Raw genomic sequence first — 21218 nt, 5'->3', positions numbered from 1 at the left:
CTTTGAGGACCCGCGATTCCCCCGGCGACGAGCTCCTCGGCCAACGAATTCGCCGCTACGGGATCCGGGAGTCGTTGGACGGAGTCGCCGAACTCGACGGTTCTTGCCACCACCCTGCCGGCGTGTCGCAGAGGGGCGATTCTGGATACTGTGACGTCCGTGCGCACTAGAACTGGTTGCGCCGCTCACCATCGCGCCATCGCCCACGCCAATGCATCTCGACGCTGGTTGACGCGCCCAGACGGGGCGGGTATCCGCGTCCTTCCGCGCGAGAAGTCCGTCGCCGCCGACAAGAATCGATATTCTGAAGAGCACAATCTTCTGAGGTGATCGGCATGTTTGCGTCCTCGGCGGCGATACCGCTCGGGTTCTGTTCTCGACGCTGTCGGGAGACGGTGAGAGGACTCTCTTATGGCCGCTGAGGATCCCTTTGAGACTCAGAAAGCAGTGACTCTCGCGGTCGCGGAGGAGCTGAGTGCGGCCGGGTTCGAGGATGCTCACGAAATCGGACGCGGCGGCTTCGGTGTGGTCTACCGCTGCTTGCAGCCATCACTGGACCGCACCGTGGCAGTCAAGATCCTCGAGGGCGATCTGGACGGCGAGAACCAGGCCCGATTCTTCCGAGAACAGCGGGCGATGGGCCGCCTGACCGGTCACCCGAACATTGTTACGGCCCTGCATGTCGGTGTCACCGGCACCGGCCGTCCCTACATCGTGATGCCATATCACCCACAGGACTCCCTCGATGCACGGATTCGCCGTGGTGGCCCGCTGCCGCTGGAGGACGCACTCCGGGTGGGGGTGAAGATCGCGGCGGCGGTGGAGTCCGCGCACCGGGTGGGCATCCTGCACCGGGACGTAAAACCAGCAAACATCTTGCTTACGGACTACGACGAGCCGGCGCTGACCGATTTCGGTATTGCCCACGTTTCCGGCGGCTTCCGGACCGCCACCGGAACGGTAACCGGCTCGCCGGCCTTCACCGCGCCCGAGGTTCTCAGCGGCGAACCCCCCAGCCCCTCCTCGGACGTCTACAGTCTCGGCGCCACAGTGTTCTGTGCCATCACAGGGCATGCGGCGTTCGAGCGCCGCAGCGGTGAGCAGGTAGTAGCCCAGTTCCTGCGTATTACCACCCAGCCGGTCCCGGACCTACGCGAGCAGGGCATCCCGGACGAGGTCAGCGAGGTCATCGAACGTGCAATGTCCGCAGACCCGCAGGCCCGGCCCGCCTCCGCCGCGGGATTCGGTGACCAACTGCGCCGGATCCAACGCGACCATGGGTTTCCGGTCGACGAGATGGCCCTGCCCGGCGACGCCGGCACCACACGCCGCGATGGGGACCCGGTGAGTGCCCGTCCGCATCCTGCGGACACCACGCCGGCTCGGCGCATATCTTCGATGACCGCGGTCCGAGCCTCGGTGGGAGACCCGCCCCTCGGGCTTACCAGTTTCGTTGGTCGCCGAAAGGAGCTGACCGAGGCGAAGAGCATGCTGTCGGCGTCTCGCCTGGTGACGTTGACCGGCATAGGTGGTGTCGGCAAGACACGTCTTGCCTTGAGGGTGGCCGCCGATGTCCGGAAAGGTTTTGCTGACGGGGTGCGGTGGGTCGAGCTCGGCGAGTTGCAGGATGGGTCGCTGGTTGTGGGGATGGTGGCGACCGCGCTCGGCGTGCGGGATCGGTCCGCGCGCCGACTCGACGACGTCGTGGCGGACTTCCTCGCTCCGCAGCACCTGCTGCTCGTACTGGACAACTGCGAGCACGTAGTGGATGCAGTCGCCGCGCTGACCGAGCAGCTGCTGCACACCTGCCCAGAGCTGCGGGTCCTGACCACCAGCCGCGAAGCCCTCGCCGTTGGCGGCGAGGCGGTGCTGCGCGTGCCACCGCTGACGGTCCCCGACCCCGAGCGGACGCCGACCCTGCGCGGGCTTCCTACGTACGACGCGGTGACGTTGTTCGTGGATCGGGCTTGCGCCGCGGTACCGGGATTCGAACTCACCGAGGCCAACCGCGGCGCTGTATCCCTGATCTGCCGACAACTCGACGGTCTGCCCCTGTCGATCGAGTTGGCGGCGGCGCGATTGCGGGCGATGGCGCCCGAGCAGATCCTCGAGCGGCTCACCGACCGGTACACGCTACTCACACGCGGCAATCGCGGAGCACCAACGCGGCAGCAGACGCTGCGACTGTCCATCGACTGGAGTCACGACCTGTGCACGCCGCAGGAACAGCAGCTGTGGGCCCGCCTATCTGTGTTCGCAGGCAGCTTCGAACTGGACGCGGCCGAGGAAATCTGCGCCACGGACCTGGCGGAAGGAGATCTGCTCGATGTGGTGACCTCGCTCGTCGACAAGTCGATCCTGATCCGAGAGGACGCGGGGGCGGTGGTGCGGTTCCGGATGCTCGAGACGCTACGAGACTACGGCCGGGAGAAGTCCGAGCAGTCCGGGGAGCACCCCGTATTGCGCCGGAGCCACCGAGATTGGTACCAGCACTTGGTGTTCCAGGCGGAGGCCGAGTGGATCAGCCCCCGTCAACGGCAGTGGATCGCACGCCTCGAGCGGGAACTACCGAACCTGCGCGAGGCGATGAGATTGTGTCTGTCCTCCGGGCCCGGTGGCGACACCACCGCAGGGCTGCGGATTGCCGCCGCCCTGTTCCAGTTCTGGCTCTCCCGCGGCCTGCTCAGCGAGGGGCGGCATTGGCTCGACCGAGCCCTCGCCCACGGGGCCGGGCCGTCGACCACGGCACGAATCGAAGCGCTGTACGCCGACAGCGTGCTGGCGGACGTACAGGGCGACCTTACGGCGGGCGGCCTCCTAGTTGAGGAGGCGCAGGCCCTGGACGAGCAGCTGGCCGACCCCGTGGTCCACGCGCGCATCGCCCACGCCGACGGACTCCTGGCCCTCTACAGCGGCGATATACCCCGCGCCTGCGCCCGGTTGGAGGAAGCACTCGAGGTGTTCGGCGCACGCAGGAACCTGTCAGACCAGGTCTGGATTCTTTTGATGCTCGGGCTGGCCTACGAGTTGCAGGGGGACGCTCCCCGTGCCATCGCCTGCCATGAGCGAGTGCTGGACACCACCGAAGCTCACGGCGAATCAGTGTTTCGGTCGTACTCACTATGGGCCATGGGGGTGGCGATCTTCCAGCAAGGCGATCGCGGTCGAGCGGGTCAGTTACTGAAGCAATGCCTACGACTGACCCGGCTGCTGGACGAGCCTCTCACTGCGGCCGTGGCCCTAGAGACGCAAGCATGGATCGCTGCCGACGAAGGCAACACGCAACGTGCGGCCGTACTCTTGGCCGCGGCTGAGACACTGGGCCGGTCCGTCGGGAGTTCCTCGGTGCACTTCGATACCCTGCTCCCCCACCATGAGCACAGCGAACGGCAGATCCACCAGGCGCTCGGCGCACAAGCGATTACAGCGGCACAACGGGAGGGTGCGGCCCTGAGCTTCGAGGAAGCCGTTGCCTACGCCTTGGGCGAGCACACACCGCCTATGACGCAGCACGCTGATCACACACCGAACCTGACGAAGCGTGAGCGGCAGGTCGCTGACCTGGTCGCCCAGGGTCTGACCAACAAGGCCATCGCCACCCAACTCGTAATATCCCAACGCACCGCGCAGGGCCACGTGGAACACATCCTCACCAAACTCGGGTTCACCTCACGAGCCCAGATCGCGGCCTGGGTAGCCGAGCACGCTCAGCCGAAGCAGGACTGAGACCATCTGGACATTTCCAACAGTCGACTCTGGCGGACCCACGTTCGTCCCCGTAGGCGTGGGCGGCCAGGTATCCCTCCGACCGACTTCATCTACGCCACTGTTGACTCCGGTGCACTGGATGTGGTCCTCTTGACTGCAGGGGAATCCGCAGGGCGGGATCGCTCTTCGGAGCGGCAGCAAAACATCGCATCGTCACGTCTCGTCGGCTGCCACTCGAACGACCACTTCCGTGTATATGCCTATCCGATGATCGAGCTGCACCCCAGGCATGGTGACAGCGAGAGGAGCGATCGTGTTACCCACAGGGCTTGCGTCCGGCGGTGTCCCGCGCTCACAGAGCCCGAACCGTCCGCCCAACTCGATACGGCGTACGACGAGCATCGACGTCCTCCACCTTCACGACTCGCGCAATCGGTTACAGATCACCTGCCGGGGCCAAGATATGGTCAGCGGCCAAGCTGATGCTGCGACCACGGACGAGATCAACTTTGTGTTGACCGCCGGAAAACACGGCGGTGTCATCGATTCGGTGCACACACCGGTTTCGCCGGCGCTACGCGGCCTGACAGGGACATCGCTCAGACGCGGTTTCCGGAAAGCGGTCGCCGCCGGTCACTACGCCGAATCCGGCTCGCTCGTCGCACAACTTCTCGATGATCTTCCGGTTGTTGTGATGGTTGCCGGCTATTCCACCGCGGTTGAGGGCGCCCCCGTTCGGGAACAGCCGAACCCGGATCGTATAGGCGTATGCATGGGATGGCGACCAGGGGGCACAGTCGATCTTGCATTGATGAAATCGGGCACAATACCGATACGGACGGGGCCGCCGGCACCAGCGCTCGACGCGTTCGATCCATCCGGTTGGCACAGTCTTCCAGAACTGGAGCGCCATGCCGTACGCCGGCTACGTCAACTCGACCTGACTCGCACCAACGGTGCGTTTCTCGCCGAGGCGATGTTCCGAGACAGCCACGTAGACAGCGACGGACACGAGACCGTCATTCACGAATACGACCTGGCTGCACAGATCGAAATGTCCACTCAGGAAATTTCCGCGATCGAGAGTACCCCGAGAGTCCTCCCCTATCGCGAATGCCCGAAAGCAGCGGACTCGACGCGAAGGGTGGTTGGTATGTCGGTATCCAAGGTGCGCCGTGCCGTGCCGACAACCCTTTCCGGCGTGTCCTCCTGCACCCACCTCAATGACTTGATTCGCACGCTAGGCGATGTTCCACACCTCGGACGGCATCTTCCAGATGCTCTCTGACGTGTTCTCATCACACCCACCTTCCAGCAATAGCCCCATCGCGCGCTACCTAGTTTCTTTCGCGTAACGCGGGAAGTCCTCCGCCGAGGGCATGCTTCCACCGGTTGAACCTGGTGCCTCTTTGTCCGTGTCCGCCACGGACATGGCACTGAAGACAGGAACGTGGACGGGTCGGGTGTATGGCCTGAGCCGAAGGCCGCGGGGAGTAGGTCTTTCACTGCGACTTGTCAATCGTTGCCGACGGAGGACGAACCTTCGTCACCGACCGGCCCTCCTCACCGCAGCACGGAACGGAAGCGAATTCAGCAGCAAGGCAACATCATTCACTCTATCGCGGGGCCATGCGAAGCGCACCATCCATACGAATGGTCTCACCATTGAGGTAGTCGTGTTCGACAATCACCTGAGCGAGCTGCGCGTATTCGGCGGGCTGGCCCAGGCGGGAGGGGAACGGGACCCCGGCCTCGAGTCCCTTGCGGTACTCGTCGGTGACGCCGGCGAGCATCGAAGTGTCGATGATGCCGGGGGCGATGGTGTTGACGCGGATGCCGAACTGGGCGAGGTCGCGGGCGGCGGGGACGGTCATGCCGTGCACGCCACCCTTGGACGCGGAGTACGCGATCTGGCCGATCTGGCCCTCGAACGCGGCGACGGACGCGGTGTTGACGATGACGCCGCGCTGCCCGGACTCGTCGACGGTGTCGGTCTTGGAGATGGCGTCGGCGGCCAGTCGCATGACGTTGAACGTGCCGAGCAGGTTGACGGTGATGACCGTGCGGAACAGTTCGAGGTCGTGGGGGCCGTTCTTCGACAGGATGCGGCCCGCCCAGCCGACACCGGCACAGTTGACGACGATGCGCAGCGGCAGGCCCGATTCGACGATCTTCTCGACTGCGGCCTGGACCTCGTCACCGCTGGTGACGTCGGTGGCGAGGAGGGTCACGCCGTCCGGGACGGTGTCGCCGGCGCGCTCGATGGACTGCTGCAGGTCGAGGCCGAAGACGGTGGCTCCGGCGTCGACGAGACGCTTGGCGGTGGCGGCACCGAGGCCCGACGCCGCTCCGGTGACCAGTGCGGCGGTTCCCTGAATATCCACAGTCCGAATTCCTTACGTCGCGGCGACCGCGACGGGCCGCCTCCTGCTGGCGCGCGCTGCCGGTGCGGAAGCACGCGTATAGCCTTCATGCGGTAGATCTGGTGAGCGATATCCGCAAGGGAGATAGCTGATTCGAGCGATGAGCGGGCATCGAACCATCCCCACATGATGCTGAATTCCTCGGCAACCGTTCGAGCGGGTGTCGGCCCCGACCCCGCATGCAGTGGTTCGACGGCGGCGCGAAGCGCGACTCCATCGAGGCACGTGTAGCCGACGTCCTGAGGCTTCGCTGACCTCATGCCCCAAACGGGCGCACACCGACAGTTGCAGCCGCACCACCTCTATCAACGTCGATATTGACTACGCTAACTTAGCGATGCCGAATTCCCTTGTCAACGGCGCCCCATTCCTTCCGATGCCACCAGGTCGCCCAACGGGATCTACGTTGATGTTGACTACGGGCTGGAAACTTGCAATCCTGGCCACAGGAGGACACAGCTGCACTGCTTCGGCAGTGGCACATGCTCCGATTCCACTACCGCTGGCAGCGACAGAATGGACATCCACCGCTATGGCTAGTTCGATGACGCGGGTACAACACAGCCTTTCCGACCTCGCTGCCGGCAGGCCAGTCGTGCTGGTACCCGGCTCGACTGGTGATCCCGATGGCTATCTCCTTCTTGCCGCGGAGACAGCGTCGTCGGCTTCCGTCGCGTTCCTCGTCCAGCACAGCTCCGGTTTCATCTGTGCTGCCGTCACGGGGCGTGACTGCACCCGCCTCGACCTCCCGCCCATGGCGGGGACGGACCGGAAACAATCCGGTAGCTGGTACACGGTGGCGGTCGACGCAATCGAGAACGTCGGTACCGGAATCTCGGCGTCGGATCGAGCGCGGACTCTTCGATTGCTGGCCAGCCCGGCGAGTACGGCCCGCCAGTTCACCCGTCCCGGCCATGTAGTTCCGCAGTGTGCCCGCGAAGATGGTGTACTCGCCCATCCGGGCCCTGCCGAAGTGGTCACCGATCTCAATCGGGCGGCAGGACTTCGGCGGGTGGGTGCATTCGCGGCGTTGGTCTCGCAGAAGGATCCCACCCAGAATGCGTGCGCACACGAGTGTCGACAGTTCGCTGAGGACCACGAACTGAACTGGGTGACCGCTGACGATCTCATTCTCTATCGTCGAGCCGTTGAACTGCATGTGCGTACCACCTTCACGGTCACCCGCGGCGGACCTTTCGGCGATCTCCGCACGTCCGGCTTCCGGAGTGATGTGACCGGGTCCGATTATGTCGCCTACCGAATCGGACGACCGCACACCATCGACGCCCCGCTGGTGCATGTGCACCGAGAGATCAACTTCGCGCCCCACGCAACCCCCGTCGACCAAGGCCTGCAGGATATGTTCACGTTCATTGCCGGCCACGGCGGCGGCGTGGTTATCGTTGAGCGGAACATCAACAATGCCGACTTCTTCACCCTCACCTCAGATGAACGTGCCCGCAAGCGAGTCGGCAGAAATTCCGATATCGCGCAGATCCTCCGCGAAGTGGGTATCACGGCTCCCCGCCTTCTCGCCTCACCGGCGGACCTCCATGTCGCTTTCGGCGATCTCGGGATCGCGGCAGAGGTGGTTCCGGCCCGCGAACCTGCGGCGTCGCTCACGTCGGAATCGACAACTGGAACGGCCTCGACGTCGCTCCGTTCCGTGCGCGGGGTGGTCACGCATGGTGATCAGCGAGGCCGCGAGCTGGGTTTTCCGACTGCCAACCTGTTGGTCGAGGATGGCACCAACTCGGGACTCGTTGACGGAGTGTGGGCTGGCGTTGTGAACTCCCCAACGGAGTGTCTGTGATATCGGCCGTGTCCATCGGGCGACGATCGACGTTCTATGGGCGTGTGGGACCACGCCTAGTCGAGGCGCACCTCCTCGACTTCCAGGAAGATATGTACGGTCTCGAGATCACCGTGCACCTGGACCACTGGATCCGCGGCCAGGCCACTTTCTCGTCGAAAGAAGACTTGATCGCGGCGCTCGACGACGACGTTCGACGAGTCCGCGTACTGGCTCAACCCGGTCGCTCACCGGGACATCGATTCTCCGCGGCGCCCGAAGAAGGCGATGCGACCGACGAGATGCACCCGAACAGAACCTGTCGCGAAGAATCGGAGATCTCTCGTGCTTGCTGACACCACTGACCGCTTCGAACGACAGATGTTGGAATTCGCGCTGCGCTGGCATCGCTTCGGTGGCGGCTCCAGCAGACTCCTCTTCGAGGAGTTCGGTATGGAAGCGCCGGCCTATTTCAGCAGGCTGGCACGCATACTCGAGTCGGACCGGTCTATTACGTGTGTCCAAACCCGCGCAGCGATCCGCAATGTGTGCGCGCTGCGGCTGCAGAAGTGAGAGAACCACCTCCCCGCCCTGAGCACCACGGTGCCCGTCTCGCGGTCCGACGGCGAGTACCCGACCCGGCGGATTGCACAGCAACTCACGAACCCGAAAGGCCATGCTCACATGCCCTCCCACACGAAGTTCGAGCCGCGAGTGCGTGATGGCGTCATGCACGTAGAGATTTCAACGACGAGGAAGGGGGCGTCGCTCGACCTCGATCGCACTTCTGCGGCCGCGCGGGCACTGCGGCGATCAGCGGAGTCGGGCTGGTGCGAGATCGGGGCCGTTCTCATAACCGGATCGGGACCGAACTTCTGTTCGGGTGGCGACGTACATGCCTTCGCCGCGGCGTCCGATCCACGCGCGCTTGTCAAGAGCATGGCCATGGAATTCCACCACTTCATCGAAGTGCTCACGAACGCCCATGTCCCGACCATCGCCGCAGTCCAAGGCTGGGCGGTCGGAGCGGGGATGAGCGTCGCGTGCGCGACTGACATCGTTGTGGGAGGACCGTCGACCAAGTTCAAGCCGGGATACCCGGGTCTCGCGTTCACACCCGATGGTGGACTCACGTGGACGCTCCCACGGATCGTTGGTGAAAGACGCGCACAATCAATTCTCCTGGCCGACAGAACAATCAGGGACGAAGAGGCGCTGCGACTTGGACTGCTCACGGAGTCGGTTGCCGAGAATGACATCAAAGATCACGCCGAGCGCATCGCTGTGATGCTCGCGGCGGGGCCACGCCGTGCCCTGCGAAGATCGAAGGAGCTACTCCGCCGTTCTGGTACGAGCTCGTTGAGTGCCCACCTCGATGCCGAAGCCACGTCCATCGCCGACTGTGCGGATTCTTCAGATGGACGTGCGGCTGTCGCCGCGTTCGTCGACCGTTGATCGACGATCGCCGCCTGTTCGACTGTCCTCTACGGGTCTATCGTCGGTGCCCCGTCACGCAAGCCAGAGTCGTCTCGATGGCTGACAGTATGGGTCGGCGCGGGCGGCCTTCGCGGCCGAGAGGAGCTGGGAAAAATCCGTACCCATCGCCGCAAACGCCTCCGTGACACCGGCCCATGCGCGGTTCGCCACCGACGTGCCGCACGATCAATAGTGACCCATTGTCCCGGTGACGAATAGGGCGGCGCCCGGAGCCATTGTCGCCCATTCAATCACGAACGGAATCCAATGCAGCGCCGGCGAGGCCTTGACGTTCGAAGAGAATTCGGTGCAGCTGCCTACTGGCCTCGAAGGGTAGGGCCTCAGCCCAGATACCATTACCAGAGCCTCGCGGACTCCAGTCTCGCACCGATATCGAGCGCTGTTTTCCGCAACGCCTCGATCCTCAACATCCATCGTCGTACCACGACCGCACGGCAACCGCTTCGGCCTTGCCGACGAGGGAAATGCCTCTGCCACGAGAGCGAAGGCGAGGATGTCGTCGGTGGTGAGCTGGTAGTCGGCAGCGGCGACAGACGTGCTACCGGCCGCGGATTGCGTTGGCAGGTGTCACTGGGGTACATCCACGTCGGTTGTCAGTTCCGCGAGCCGGACCTGCAGTTGGCGCTTGTTGATCTTGGTCGCGGACATCGGCCATTCGTGGGAGTGGAGAAAGTACACCGCGCGCGGGATCCTATAACGGCCGATCCGTCCCTGGCAGAACTCGATCAGCTCCTCCCCTCGGAGGGTGTGACCGGCTCGAGTCTCGACGAATGCCACTGGAACCTCGTCGAGCCGCTCATCGGGACGTCCGATGACAGCGGCGGCCTTTACGGCGGGATGCTCGCAGAGAAAGGCTTCGATCTCGATGGCGGCGACGTTCTCTCCACCTACCTTGAGCATGTCCTTGAGCCTTCCATGGAAGACCAGACAGCCAGCCTCATTTCGGCTGTAGAGGTCGCCGGTGTGGAGCCACCGGCCGTCGTCGATCGCCTCGGCGGTCTTGACCGGATCCTTGTAGTAGCCCTCGGTCACACAGTAGCCGCGCACCAGGATCTCTCCTGGCACATCGAGGGGCTGCTCGGCCCTGGTTTCCGGGTCGATGATGCGTATTTCGATCCCCGGCGCCGGCTTGCCCTGTGATCCTGACCGATCGGCGTCGGTTTCCGACCGCTCACTCAGCGCGTAGATGCCCGCGGTTTCCGTCATCCCGCAGGCAGCGACCAACTCGGCGGCGGGAAACGTTCGCTGGACCTGCTCGATGAGTACGCGTGGGCCGATCAGAAACATGTATCGCAAGGAGTCGAAGTGCCCGGCATCGAACGACGGATGATCCATCAACGCCTGGATCGCGGCAGGGAACCAGGGCCAGGCTGTCGTGGGGCGTTCGCGTGCAATCAGCTCGAGTGCCCGCCCGGGCTCGAAGTAGGTGTCGGTCAGGTACGTGCCACCTGCACCAATGGCCCCCAGCAATGGTGCGAGCGCGGCGATATGGAAGAGCGGCCCAGCACTCCAGCTGATATGACGACCATCGGTCGTCAGCCGCTTCGTGGCACGGTCGACGGGGCCGCGGGTCATCGCCTCATGCGAGAGCATGCAGCCTTTGGGATGTGCCGTCGTGCCGGATGTGTAGAGGATCGCCGCGGTGTCCCGAACGCGGACACACAGCCGCTGGCGATCCACCTCGTCGCAGGTCTGCCCTACGGCCAGGCGGTCTAAGTCCGATCGCCCGATGAAGCCCGCTTCGCCCTCACCCCGGATGAGCACGACGCCTCGCAGCCTCGGGCCTCGGGGCCTCGGGCAGAGCGAGCCGTGACGGAGACGTCGATCCTGCCAGCGATCGGAGAGCGTCATGGATGAGGTCCACGAAGTCGACATACTCATCGGTTCCCGCGAGCGTGAGAAGCACTTTGAGATCCGCATTCGCGACGATGTATGCGAGCTCGGTGGCGTTGTGGCGGGCATTGAGCGGAACCACGATGCTGCCGATCAGAGCGGCACCGAAGAAGCCCTCCACGAATTCGATGCCGTTCGGTGCGAGCAGTCCGACGTGGTCGGCGCGCCGCACGCCGAGTGCGAGCAGGCCCCTGGCAATCCAGATGGCACGGTCGAGGACCTCGACGTAGGTGTGACGGCTTCCCGGAAAGACGATCAGGTCCTGATGAGGATGACGGTGGGCACCGCGGAGCAGAAGGTCTCCGACGGGCGTCACCTCACACCAGTCACCCTTGTACGTCATGGGCCCCACACTCATGCAATCAGTGTGGAACGATAGCAGCGAAACGCGGTTGGTTGCACCGACGCTATGCGACCGAGAACACACTGTCAACGTTGAAGTTGATTACATCAACGTTGATGGAAGTTCGGACGGGGAACGCGTACCATTCCGTAGGTGCCCAGAACCTCAGTGACCACCAGCAGCGGGATGAGTCGGCGTCGGCGTAGCGCACAGAACGAAAGTAGCCCCAATTACCAGGCAAAACGCCGCGAATTGCTGCAGGATGCCGCCATCGTGTTCCAGGAGAAGGGCTATGAAGCCGCGACGTTGAACGACATCGCGGAACGGTTCGGCACCGATCGCGCGTCGATCTACTATTACTTCGCGAGCAAGAAAGAGCTTTTTCAGGCGCTCTTCCACGATGTGGTCAGCGGCGTCCTCGACGAGAACATCAAAGCTGCGGAGGCTGTGCTCGCGCTCGACCTACCCCCCGCCGAGAAACTTCGTCGACTGGTGGAACTCCAGCTACTGTCGTACGAGAACAACTATCCATATGTCTACCTGTACATCCAGGAAGACATGGCAAAGCTCGAGTTCCAGTCGACGCCCTGGGCTAAAGACATGCTCCGGATGACCAGGCGGTTCGAGAAGATCGTCTCCGAATTGCTCGACGAGCTTGTCGCCGAGGGAACCTTCCGCGATGACATCCCCACGCCGCTGATGGCCAAGGCATTGTTTGGGATGATCAACTGGACCCATCGGTGGCTCAAGCCGGGACCGCGCAAGGTCAATGCCAAACAAACCATCGATGCCTTCTGCAGTCTCTTCTTCGAGGGTGCGTTGAAACCCGAGTCGTAGGCCAAACGGCGCACGGGAAGCACCACCTGGACGCGAATCCGACTGCGCTCCAACCCCGCAATGGTCGAGCAGATGCCCCGCCCTGCATCTGAGTGCGCTCCGCGGGCGGGGAGCCCACAACATCCCGTCGGTCCTGGTCCGCTGCGGCGAGAGCATGCAACTCGCCCGTTCGGTGCAGACAAGGGCACGCTGCTGTGCATATTCGCCGACATTGAGCGGCCGAGCCGTGGCGACCTCTCCTCGTCTAAGACGGGCGCGGTCCGGCCTCCCCCACCTGGGCGGCGTCTTCCAGAACGCCGTCGCTACCCCAACCGCACCGGCCGATCTACCGCAGCCTCACGGGTACCGTTGAACCGCGGTTGCGGGACCGCATGGGCAAAGCCGCAGCGCTCGCCGTCTCCGCCGGGGCTCGAACGGCAGGACTCGGAGCATCGACCCAACACGACATCCCAGGCCCACTATCGGCGGCCAGGCGCATCTGATGGCGATCACCTCCTCCGGGTTCCTCGCCACCTCGCGGATGAAGGCCCTCCCACGGTTGCCTCGCCGGCGGAGCGCGCATTGCACCACCTCGCCGGCCCTACTCACGATGAGCCGGCCAACAAACACCGAACTACGCAGTGACGGCACCGGCGAACCCAAAGCGGCGGACCGCGACCAGGGATGGCTCCGCCCACCGCACGGCAACCTCGGTGGTGTGCGGACTACGAGATCGCCGCTGGCGTGTGTAGCGAGAGTGTCGGCGGCACTGTTCTCCTCGACCGGGTGCGGCCCAGTGGCGGAAGGCACGCGGGAGCCGAGGCACGCGCATCCGATGCGGCCGGCGCCGACCAGCGCAGTGGCGGCATTGGAGGCCGCCGGACAACACCCGTCGCACGTGTTCGGCATCCATCCCCGGCCCAGGCAAGCCGATGCGGCGGATGCCATTGGCCACGCAGAAGCGGGTGTATGCCGAGGTCACCGTGTCGCCAACGACGGGTAAATCGTCCTCACTCTGAGGACACCCCATTCGCTCGAACTGTTCCAGCCCGAGCAACGCCCCACTGCATCGGCGTCAGGAGCACCCTTTCGAGGACCTCGGAGGGATGCCGGCCACACCGAAATCAACCCTGACGTTGACGGCGGTGGCCGGAAAAGTCTACAGTGATCCACTGTGGTGCCCGTCACGCCTGGAGAAAGGGAGGTTGGCGATTCCAAAATCGGAGGCAAGGCCACATGCCGGTCTTCGCCATATGCGACTGCAGCAGGTTCACGCCCGACGGTATCGCGCGGCACTGGGCCGAGGCCGGCAGCTTCTTGCAGCATCGACGCAGAACCGCACACCGTTGGCACCGCCGCATCCAGGCTCGATCGACGGTGCGCTTGCCGCACCGCGCTCATCTACACCCGGCGATGAATGACGGCTGACAATGGCCTCACAAGCGACCGACGCCGCACACGCACACCGATTCGGAACGACAGACTAAGGGTGGCGGAATTGCCTGACCGTGCCGAATCCAGCCGACAGGATCATGCTGATTCTCTAGTGAGAGAGGTCGTTTCGTCGATCACGGCCGCTGCTGACGCCCGCCTCACCGAGATTGCTGACACGATCGTCGCGCGTCTGATCAGTGAGATTGAATACTTCGCAATTGATCAAGCGATCCTCGATCAGTTGAATGCCGGCGCAGCCCACAACTTCGCCATCACCATGCAGATCTTGCGGCACGATATTGAAATCGAGCAGGTCGAACCGTCGGCGCCCGCGACCGCGCTAGCTCAACTGCTCGCACAGCGCGACATTCCGATTACAGCTCTCGAGCATGCATACCGGTTGTACCAAGACAGCGTTGTTCGATGGTGTTTGCAGGAGCTCGCTGTTCGTAGCGAAAGCGCAACGGTCACCGCTGGTGCTGCCCTCGAGATTACCAACCTGGTATCCGCCCACGTCAACCTGATCGCCCAACAGTTGTTGTCCACGTACGAATTCGAGCGCGACGCTTGGCGTTCGCGTCGAAGCGCCTCGAGGTCGGCACGGATCAACGACATTCTTGCGAATCGCCCGGTGGAAGTCGAACCGACCGAGAGGATACTGGGATACCACTTCGGCCAACACCACCTCGGCATCATCCTGTGGACCGAGCGCACCAAGAGCCCCGAAGTGGGGTTAGCACATCTCGAATCGGCCGCCACTGCTCTTGCACGCCAGCTGGGCATCAGTGCGCCTCCGCTCTTCGAAGCTCGAGATGCGCACATGGCCCGCGCGTGGGTGCCGCTGGCGGGCGCTGAGACCGTCGACCGCGAGCGTCTGAGCGCGCTCGAGCGCCGTTGGGACAGTCCTGTTTTCGTCAGCATCGGGCAACCTCGCGAAGGTGTCGAGGGGTTCGTGCGTACTCACAACGAAGCCGATCTGGCCAGAGTCGTCGTGCAGGCGTCGGAATCGCCTGGCCAGCGGATCGTGTGCGCTAGCGACCTGGGAGCGGTGACGTTGATGTGCAACGACCTGAGCGCAACCCGGGCATGGGTGGCGGACATCCTGGGTCCGCTCGGCGTCGACGACACCTCCGCCACTCAGCTACGTGCGACACTACGAGAGTTTCTACGGACGGGCGGCAGTTACGCTGCCACCGCTGACGCACTGCACATGCACAAGAACTCTGTCGTCTACCGGCTCAAAAAGATCGAAGACCAGCTCGGGTGCTCCGTACGGGATCACAGGTTGGACCTCGAGAACGCACTGGAACTCGCTTTTTGGCTTGGATCAGCAGTATTGACGCAAGCCTGAACCCGCGCATCAATCGACGGGGTTCTCCGCTGTCCAGATGCGGACTCGGGCGTGCACAGCCGACAGTATGACTACAACCACTTTCGATGCCGACTGTGATTGGGCGCACAGACCAAATCGAGGCCTCATCTGTGTGTCGCGCGACCGGTGCAATCGACAACCTGCACGCCTAGATTGTTAATAGCCCAATAGTTCGACATCGATTCGAGAACTCACCTCGACCGAATCCGCTCCCGAACAGCGAACCACCGAGTACACCAGGATCCTGATTCCACCGTTGAGGGCTCATCGCCGGGCTGCATGAGGTATCCGGTACAGCCCAGATCACTGATGCGAACAACGCACCACTGCGACACCACGAACGCTGAACAGCAATCAACGCACCTGACAAGCGACCAACTGGCGCCCGCGAAAAAAGGAGAGCGTTTCCATTGCCGGAACAACTTCTAACACGCGGTAGCTGCGGCGGAACACCAGCTCCATTCGCCTTCGACGCGCTGGGCGGCGGAGCCGAGGACCTTCGAGGAACCGCTACCGAGATGGAGTGTGACTAGTGACCGACGAAAATCAGACCGCCTTGACGGGGCGACTTGTCGTCGTGGGCGGGGGAACCGCCGGCGCCGAAGTAGCCTTCGCGTCCCGAAGCGGGGGCTGGAGAGGTGAGATCATAGTCCTGAGCGACGAGGCGTACCCGCCGTACCACCGGCCGCCGCTGTCGAAGGACCTGTTGAAGATGGACGCCGTCCTCGCTGATCCGGATCCGCTGAAAGGCGCACCACTATATGCCAAGAAGGATGTCGACCTTCGCTTGGGAACTCGGGTCGACGGCATCGACGCGGATGCCCGAACGCTGAGCCTGAAGGCGAATCAGGCCCTCTCCTACGATCGTCTGGTCCTGGCGGTCGGAGGGCGCGCCCGCGAGCTCCCGCTAATTGCTCAACTCGAAACACAACCCACCAACGTCCACCAGCTTCGCACCCTCGACGACTGCGCACGACTGCGTGCCTGCTTTCACACCGGCCGCGTTTTGATGATCGTGGGGGCAGGCTACATCGGACTGGAAGTGGCCGCAGCCGCAGTGAAGGCCGGCCAGAGAGTAATCCTCCTCGAAGCCGCGCCGCGCGTTCTCGCGAGGGTGACGGCGCCGGTGGTCTCACAGTTCTTCGAACGCGAACACGCCAAACGAGGCGTGGAGATCTTGACCTCCACGACGATCGAGCGCCTGTCGTTCGGCCCCGACGGGCGAGTAAATAGTGTCGCGACGTCCGACGGGTCCGAATACCGTGTCGACAATCTGGTAGTGGGCGTCGGCTTGGAGCCCAATATCGAACTCGCCAGCGATGCCGGTCTGGAGATCGGCAACGGAATCATCGTCGACGATTCGCTGACAACCAGCGACCCGAACATCCTCGCCATAGGGGACTGCGTGGACTTCCACAGTGAATTCTACGACCGCCGCGTGCGAATCGAATCGGTCGCCAACGCTGTGGAACACGCCCGCCGCGCGGCGAACACGTTGACCGGCAGAGGGCCGAAACCCTGGCAGGTTCCCTGGTTTTGGTCCAATCAGTACGAGCACAGCCTCAAGATCGTCGGGCTCTCCACCGGATACGACGAGACGCGGGTCATCGACGACTCCCAGGGCACCTCCTTCGCAGTCGAGTATCTGAGAGAAGGTCGACTCATCGCAGTCGATGCCATCAACCATGCTGCGGCGTTCCAGTCGGGCAAACGGCGAATCGCGGAGACGATTGACGCCTGAGCAATCAAGCATCCGAACCGCCTACGAAAGGACAATCATGCCAACCGTCACCTATATCTGCCCCGACGGGGAATTGGAAGCGGTCGACGTACCGGTAGGAACCTCGATCATGAAAGCCGCTGTATCCCACGGCATCGAATCGATCGTGGGTGACTGCGGGGGGAGCGCATCGTGCGCCACCTGCCATGTGTACGTGGAGAGCCACCACGAAAAGCTGCCCCCCAAGACCGCCAACGAGGACGAAATGCTCGGTGACGCAGCCTCCGAAGTCCTACCCAATAGCCGTCTCGGTTGCCAACTGGTCATGCGCGACGACCTGGCCTCACTCGTCGTTCGTGTCGCCCCCGAACAGTGGTGACCATTAACAACGTTCCCTCCAACCAGAAGGACAAGACATGACCACAAGCATCGAGACCCAAAACCTTCCCAGCAACGTACCGCCAGAACGAGTGGTCGATTTCGACATGTTCGCGCCCGGGGACATCAGTAACGGTCTACAGGCTGCGTGGGCGGGTTTGCAGGACACCGGACACGGCCTCGTATGGACGCCACGCAACGGTGGGCACTGGATCGCGGTGCGCGGCCAGCTCCTCAAAGCGATATTCGAGAACCACGAGACCTTTTCGAGTAAGTGCCCGTTCTTGCCGAAAGAAGCCGGTGAGCAGTACAGCTTCATACCGACCTCCCTCGACCCACCCGAGCACCGTCCGTACCGGAAAGTGCTCAACTCGGCTGTAGGCCCGGCGTCGATCCGCCGCATCGAAGGTGAAATCGAAGGCATCGCGGCCGACTTGATCGACTCGATCGCCGCCGACGGCAAGTGCGACTTCACGAAAGCGTTCGCCGAAATCTTCCCTGTCGAGGTCTTCTTGCGTCTGGTCGACCTACCGAGCTCGGATTCGGCTCGCCTGAAGTTCATCGCAGACCAGATGACGCGACCCGACGGTACGATGACGATGACCGAGGCAACGAACCTATTCTTCGACTACCTCGGGCCCGTCATCAACGAACGACGCGAGAACCCCGGACCGGACGCCATCAGCGCGGTAGTCAAAAGCACCGTCGAGGGGCGGCCACTCACACAGGACGAATGCCTGCGAATCTGTGGGCTGCTTCTGCTTGCAGGACTGGACACTGTCGTCAACTTCCTCAGCTTCATGATGCAACACCTTGCCGAGAACCCCGCCGATCGACAGACGCTCATCGACAATCCGGAACTCATCGACAACGCCGCCGAAGAGTTGCTGCGTCGATACGGCCTGGTCGCCGACGCTCGAATCATCAATGGCGACAGCGAGATGGACGGAGTCAGGTTACTCGACGGCGACATGATCGCCGTGCCGACGATGCTCTTCGGACTCGATCCACAGGTGACAGGGTGCCCCATGGACGTCGACCTGAAGCGAAAGGATCCCGAGCACTTCACTTTCGGCCACGGAGTGCACCACTGTGCGGGCTCCTACCTGGCCCGTAAGGAGATCACAACGACGTTGAAGGAATGGCTCGCTCGTATCCCCGATTTCGAGATCGTTCCCGGAGAGCAGATCGAGCACCGTTCCGGAATCGTCGGTGCCGTTGTCAGCTTGCCGCTGCAGTGGTGAAGTCCCCTACACACATCAACCTCGAAAGGCCTCCCAGAAGATGAAGGCATGGCAATTCACGGCGATAGACGAACCGCTGCACATGGTCGACTTGGCTGACCCGGAGCCCGGACCCACCGACATCATCGTCGACACCAGGGCGGTCGGACTGTGCCACTCGGATATCGGCTTCATGAACGGAACCATCACAGCGCTACTCGGGCACGTACCCATCGTCCTCGGGCACGAGATCGTCGGTACCGTGTCCGCAGTCGGGACTGACGTTACCGAGTTCGTCAAAGGCGACCGCGTCGGGATACCCGCCACTACCGATGGGCCGGGCACCGCACTTAACGGTGGGTACGCTCAAAAAGTCAAGGTCCCTGCCCATCTGCCGGTCAAACTGCCCGAGAGCCTCTCGTTCCGCGATGCCGCGCCAGCTACCTGCTCCGGCCGAACGGCATACAGGGCAGTGCATACCGCTGGGCAGGTCGAATCCGGAATGAAAGTGGGCATCATCGGTTTCGGCGGTCTCGGTTATTTCGGCGTCCAGATCGCACTGGCGGCAGGGGCGACCGTGTTCGTCTCCGAGCTCAACGAGTCTCGATGGCCACTTGCGCGCGAATTGGGTGCGAAGGGGTGTTCGAAGGATATCCGCGATTTCGAGTCCGAGCAATTGGACTTGATCATCGACTTCGCGGGCGCAGACGGAACTCTGGATTCCGCCGTCGATGCCATCCGCCACAGTGGCCGCATCGTCGAGGTCGGCCTGGGGGCGGAGACGTCGTCGGTGTCCATTCCGAACATCACGATGAAGGAAGTCCACATCGTAGGCTCGTCCAACGGAACGAAGGACGAAGCGCGCGCGATACTCGAGCTCGTCGCGGACGGATCGGTTCGTCCCCACACCGAAGAGATCGCGTTCGACGACATTCCCGCAGGCCTGCACCGCTTGGAGCAGGGGAAAACGGACGCGCGACTGATCGCGGTTCTGTAACAGGGACCCGTGGGCCACCCACCGGCCCTCGAACGAATGTGCCGGTGGGTGGCCCGAAGCCGCGATATCGGGCTAATCTACGCTAATGTTGACCACACGGCCGGTTGTAGGTCGAAGGACCTTAGAGGAGACGCACGTGACAGCGACGGTATTGGTAGCGGGGGCTCGTACTCCCATCGGAAAGCTGGGCGGAGCGCTCGCCTCGCTGACTGCCGTCGACCTCGGAGGGCACGCCATCCGCGGCGCCCTGGCGAGGGCCCGCGTCGACGGGGGCGCGGTGGACGCGGTCATCATGGGTAACGTCGTCCAGGCAGGCGTCGGGCCCAACCCGGCACGGCAGGCAGCGACCTCGGCGTCCATTCCACTCACTACCCCCGCGATCACGATCAACAACCTGTGCCTTTCCGGACTACAGGCGATCATCGACGCAGACCGGCTCATCAAGTCCGGTGATGCCGACATCGTTGTCGCAGGGGGCATGGAGTCGATGACGGGCGCCCCCTATCTCGCGCGCGGAGCGCGTCTCGGATATCGTTACGGTGCAGTATCATTCGACGATGCACTGGACCGAGACGCGTTGATCTGCGCGTTCGACGACATCTCGATGGGCGAGGCGACCGACCGCTACGTCCAGGCCACCAACCTCGATCGCGCAGGCCAGGACGCCTTCGCGGCGCGATCGCACGAGCGCGCTGCTGCCGCGACCGAGGACGGCACGTTCGCCGACGAGATCGTTCCCGTGGAGATCGTGTCACGCCGCGGTTCGACGACAGTCACCGCCGACGAGGGCATCCGCGGCAGCACGACTGTGGAGACCCTCGGCAAGCTCCGGCCTGCATTCCTCGAGGACGGCACCATCACTGCCGGTTCGGCATCACAACTGTCCGACGGCGCGGCCGCGGTCGTTCTGATGAGCAAGGCGAAGGCAGAGGAACTCGGTCTCGAATGGCTGGCCGAGCTCGGGACGTCCGCGTTCGTCGCCGGTCCGGACACGTCACTGCTCCCCCAGCCGGCCAACGCAATCACGCGGGCTCTCGAGAAGGACGGCAATCTGAAGGTGGATGATCTCGATCTCGTGGAGATCAACGAGGCTTTCGCCGGCGTCGCACTCGAGTCGGTTCGTCAACTGGGCGTCGACGCCGACAAGGTCAACATCCACGGCGGAGCAATCGCACTCGGGCACCCCGTCGGTATGTCCGGCGCACGGCTCGCGCTGTCACTGGCGTACTCGTTGAAGCGCCGCGGCGGTGGCGTCGGCGCAGCAGCACTGTGCGGCGGCGGCGGCCAGGGGAATGCACTGATCGTCAGACGGTAGAGAAGTCCGAGTGCTCCCACACTCCGATGCATGTCGTGGTGTGCATGGACATCACCGTAGCGCTTCGGTGCGATCCCCGGGTTGTGGTTGCGCTCACCCGGAGATCGCACCGAAGCAGATACACGGACGGTCTTCACTGGTGCACATTTCGTTGCACGAACTTTCAGTCAACGCATGGTGACCGCCATCGGCAACCATGCCCCGGCAACCTCACCGATCACCTCAGCGCCGTGTCCTATTCCCGACACCGGCCAGGCCAGATGTGCACGGACAGAGCCTGGCCCGTCTTCGGGTGAAGTCTCCAACA

17 protein-coding genes are annotated in these 21218 nt (G+C 63.4%); 14 read left to right on the top strand and 3 right to left on the bottom strand.

The window, feature by feature from the left end:
* The first annotated feature begins 411 nt into the window (after positions 1-411).
* Positions 412-3726, top strand: coding sequence for a protein kinase (locus HYG77_RS25640; protein WP_208961039.1), 3315 nt, complete (start codon positions 412-414; stop codon positions 3724-3726).
* A gap of 445 nt (positions 3727-4171) precedes the next feature.
* Positions 4172-4996 (top strand): DUF2889 domain-containing protein, encoded by an 825-nt coding sequence (locus HYG77_RS25635; protein ID WP_208961038.1) that lies wholly within the window; start codon positions 4172-4174, stop codon positions 4994-4996.
* Between the two features lie 328 nt (positions 4997-5324).
* Here the strand turns inward: HYG77_RS25635 and HYG77_RS25630 are convergent, their stop codons facing one another.
* Positions 5325-6092, bottom strand: a complete 768-nt coding sequence (locus HYG77_RS25630) for an SDR family NAD(P)-dependent oxidoreductase (RefSeq protein ID WP_208961037.1) — start codon at positions 6090-6092, stop codon at positions 5325-5327.
* A 583-nt stretch (positions 6093-6675) separates the two neighbouring features.
* On the opposite strand from HYG77_RS25630, the gene HYG77_RS25625 reads away from it, so the two are divergent.
* The 4 genes from HYG77_RS25625 (at position 6676) to HYG77_RS25610 (ending at position 9378) form a co-directional block, all read left to right on the top strand.
* Positions 6676-7944: a 3,4-dihydroxy-2-butanone-4-phosphate synthase gene (locus tag HYG77_RS25625; RefSeq protein WP_208961036.1), complete on the top strand. Its 1269-nt coding sequence runs from the start codon at positions 6676-6678 to the stop codon at positions 7942-7944.
* 44 nt (positions 7945-7988) lie between these two features.
* Positions 7989-8279 carry a riboflavin kinase gene (locus tag HYG77_RS40745; RefSeq protein WP_348273569.1) on the top strand — a complete coding sequence of 97 codons (291 nt, stop codon included), beginning with the start codon at positions 7989-7991 and terminating at the stop codon, positions 8277-8279.
* Positions 8269-8496, top strand: a complete 228-nt coding sequence (locus HYG77_RS25615; protein WP_208961034.1) for a DUF3263 domain-containing protein — start codon at positions 8269-8271, stop codon at positions 8494-8496. Before HYG77_RS40745 ends, HYG77_RS25615 begins: the two co-directional genes overlap by 11 nt.
* A 156-nt stretch (positions 8497-8652) precedes the next feature.
* Positions 8653-9378: an enoyl-CoA hydratase-related protein gene (locus tag HYG77_RS25610; protein WP_244373165.1), complete on the top strand. Its 726-nt coding sequence runs from the start codon at positions 8653-8655 to the stop codon at positions 9376-9378.
* Positions 9379-9987: 609 nt separating this feature from the next.
* Here HYG77_RS25610 and HYG77_RS25605 read toward each other — a convergent pair.
* Both HYG77_RS25605 and HYG77_RS39945 read right to left on the bottom strand, forming a co-directional pair.
* Positions 9988-11271, bottom strand: a complete 1284-nt coding sequence (locus HYG77_RS25605) for a fatty acid--CoA ligase family protein (protein WP_244373162.1) — start codon at positions 11269-11271, stop codon at positions 9988-9990.
* Positions 11168-11671, bottom strand: coding sequence for a class I adenylate-forming enzyme family protein (locus HYG77_RS39945; RefSeq protein ID WP_244373158.1), 504 nt, complete (start codon positions 11669-11671; stop codon positions 11168-11170). The genes HYG77_RS25605 and HYG77_RS39945 overlap by 104 nt, the downstream gene beginning before the upstream one ends.
* Before the next feature lie 153 nt (positions 11672-11824).
* On the opposite strand from HYG77_RS39945, the gene HYG77_RS25600 reads away from it, so the two are divergent.
* The 8 genes from HYG77_RS25600 to HYG77_RS25565 all read left to right on the top strand — a co-directional run bounded on the left by HYG77_RS25600 (position 11825) and on the right by HYG77_RS25565 (position 20911).
* The gene (locus tag HYG77_RS25600) at positions 11825-12493 is read left to right on the top strand and encodes a TetR/AcrR family transcriptional regulator (protein WP_244373154.1); all 669 of its coding nucleotides are present in this window, start codon (positions 11825-11827) and stop codon (positions 12491-12493) included.
* Positions 12494-12974: 481 nt separating this feature from the next.
* On the top strand, positions 12975-13475 hold the full coding sequence (locus HYG77_RS25595; RefSeq protein WP_208961032.1) for a hypothetical protein: 501 nt from the start codon (positions 12975-12977) through the stop codon (positions 13473-13475).
* 486 nt (positions 13476-13961) lie between these two features.
* Positions 13962-15257, top strand: coding sequence for a helix-turn-helix domain-containing protein (locus HYG77_RS25590; protein ID WP_208961031.1), 1296 nt, complete (start codon positions 13962-13964; stop codon positions 15255-15257).
* Positions 15258-15810: 553 nt separating this feature from the next.
* Positions 15811-17019, top strand: coding sequence for an FAD-dependent oxidoreductase (locus HYG77_RS25585; RefSeq protein ID WP_208961030.1), 1209 nt, complete (start codon positions 15811-15813; stop codon positions 17017-17019).
* Positions 17020-17056: 37 nt separating this feature from the next.
* Positions 17057-17377: a 2Fe-2S iron-sulfur cluster-binding protein gene (locus HYG77_RS25580; RefSeq protein WP_208961029.1), complete on the top strand. Its 321-nt coding sequence runs from the start codon at positions 17057-17059 to the stop codon at positions 17375-17377.
* A 37-nt stretch (positions 17378-17414) separates the two neighbouring features.
* Positions 17415-18620, top strand: coding sequence for a cytochrome P450 (locus HYG77_RS25575; RefSeq protein WP_208961028.1), 1206 nt, complete (start codon positions 17415-17417; stop codon positions 18618-18620).
* 40 nt (positions 18621-18660) lie between these two features.
* Positions 18661-19596 carry a zinc-binding dehydrogenase gene (locus HYG77_RS25570; protein ID WP_208961027.1) on the top strand — a complete coding sequence of 312 codons (936 nt, stop codon included), beginning with the start codon at positions 18661-18663 and terminating at the stop codon, positions 19594-19596.
* 136 nt (positions 19597-19732) lie between these two features.
* A complete protein-coding gene (locus HYG77_RS25565) occupies positions 19733-20911 on the top strand; it encodes an acetyl-CoA C-acetyltransferase (protein ID WP_244373150.1) in 1179 nt (392 codons plus the stop codon).
* Positions 20912-21218: the final 307 nt, after the last annotated feature.

It is taken from the genome of Rhodococcus sp. ZPP, assembly GCF_017656075.1.
GTDB classification, from domain to species: Bacteria; Actinomycetota; Actinomycetes; order Mycobacteriales; family Mycobacteriaceae; genus Rhodococcus_F; species Rhodococcus_F oxybenzonivorans.
Note: the sequence above shows the minus strand (reverse complement) of the source record. Positions and strands in the feature narration are given on the sequence as shown.

Excerpts from the sequence above, each read along its gene's own strand:
- HYG77_RS25640 (WP_208961039.1), top strand. The coding sequence starts at position 412 with ATGGCCGCTGAGGATCCCTTTGAGACTCAGAAAGCAGTGACTCTCGCG.
- HYG77_RS25635 (WP_208961038.1), top strand. The coding sequence starts at position 4,172 with ATGGTCAGCGGCCAAGCTGATGCTGCGACCACGGACGAGATCAACTTT.
- HYG77_RS25625 (WP_208961036.1), top strand. The coding sequence starts at position 6,676 with ATGACGCGGGTACAACACAGCCTTTCCGACCTCGCTGCCGGCAGGCCA.
- HYG77_RS25610 (WP_244373165.1), top strand. The coding sequence starts at position 8,653 with ATGCACGTAGAGATTTCAACGACGAGGAAGGGGGCGTCGCTCGACCTC.
- HYG77_RS25605 (WP_244373162.1), bottom strand. The coding sequence starts at position 11,271 with ATGACGCTCTCCGATCGCTGGCAGGATCGACGTCTCCGTCACGGCTCG.
- HYG77_RS39945 (WP_244373158.1), bottom strand. The coding sequence starts at position 11,671 with ATGAGTGTGGGGCCCATGACGTACAAGGGTGACTGGTGTGAGGTGACG.
- HYG77_RS25595 (WP_208961032.1), top strand. The coding sequence starts at position 12,975 with ATGGCGATCACCTCCTCCGGGTTCCTCGCCACCTCGCGGATGAAGGCC.
- HYG77_RS25580 (WP_208961029.1), top strand. The coding sequence starts at position 17,057 with ATGCCAACCGTCACCTATATCTGCCCCGACGGGGAATTGGAAGCGGTC.
- HYG77_RS25575 (WP_208961028.1), top strand. The coding sequence starts at position 17,415 with ATGACCACAAGCATCGAGACCCAAAACCTTCCCAGCAACGTACCGCCA.
- HYG77_RS25570 (WP_208961027.1), top strand. The coding sequence starts at position 18,661 with ATGAAGGCATGGCAATTCACGGCGATAGACGAACCGCTGCACATGGTC.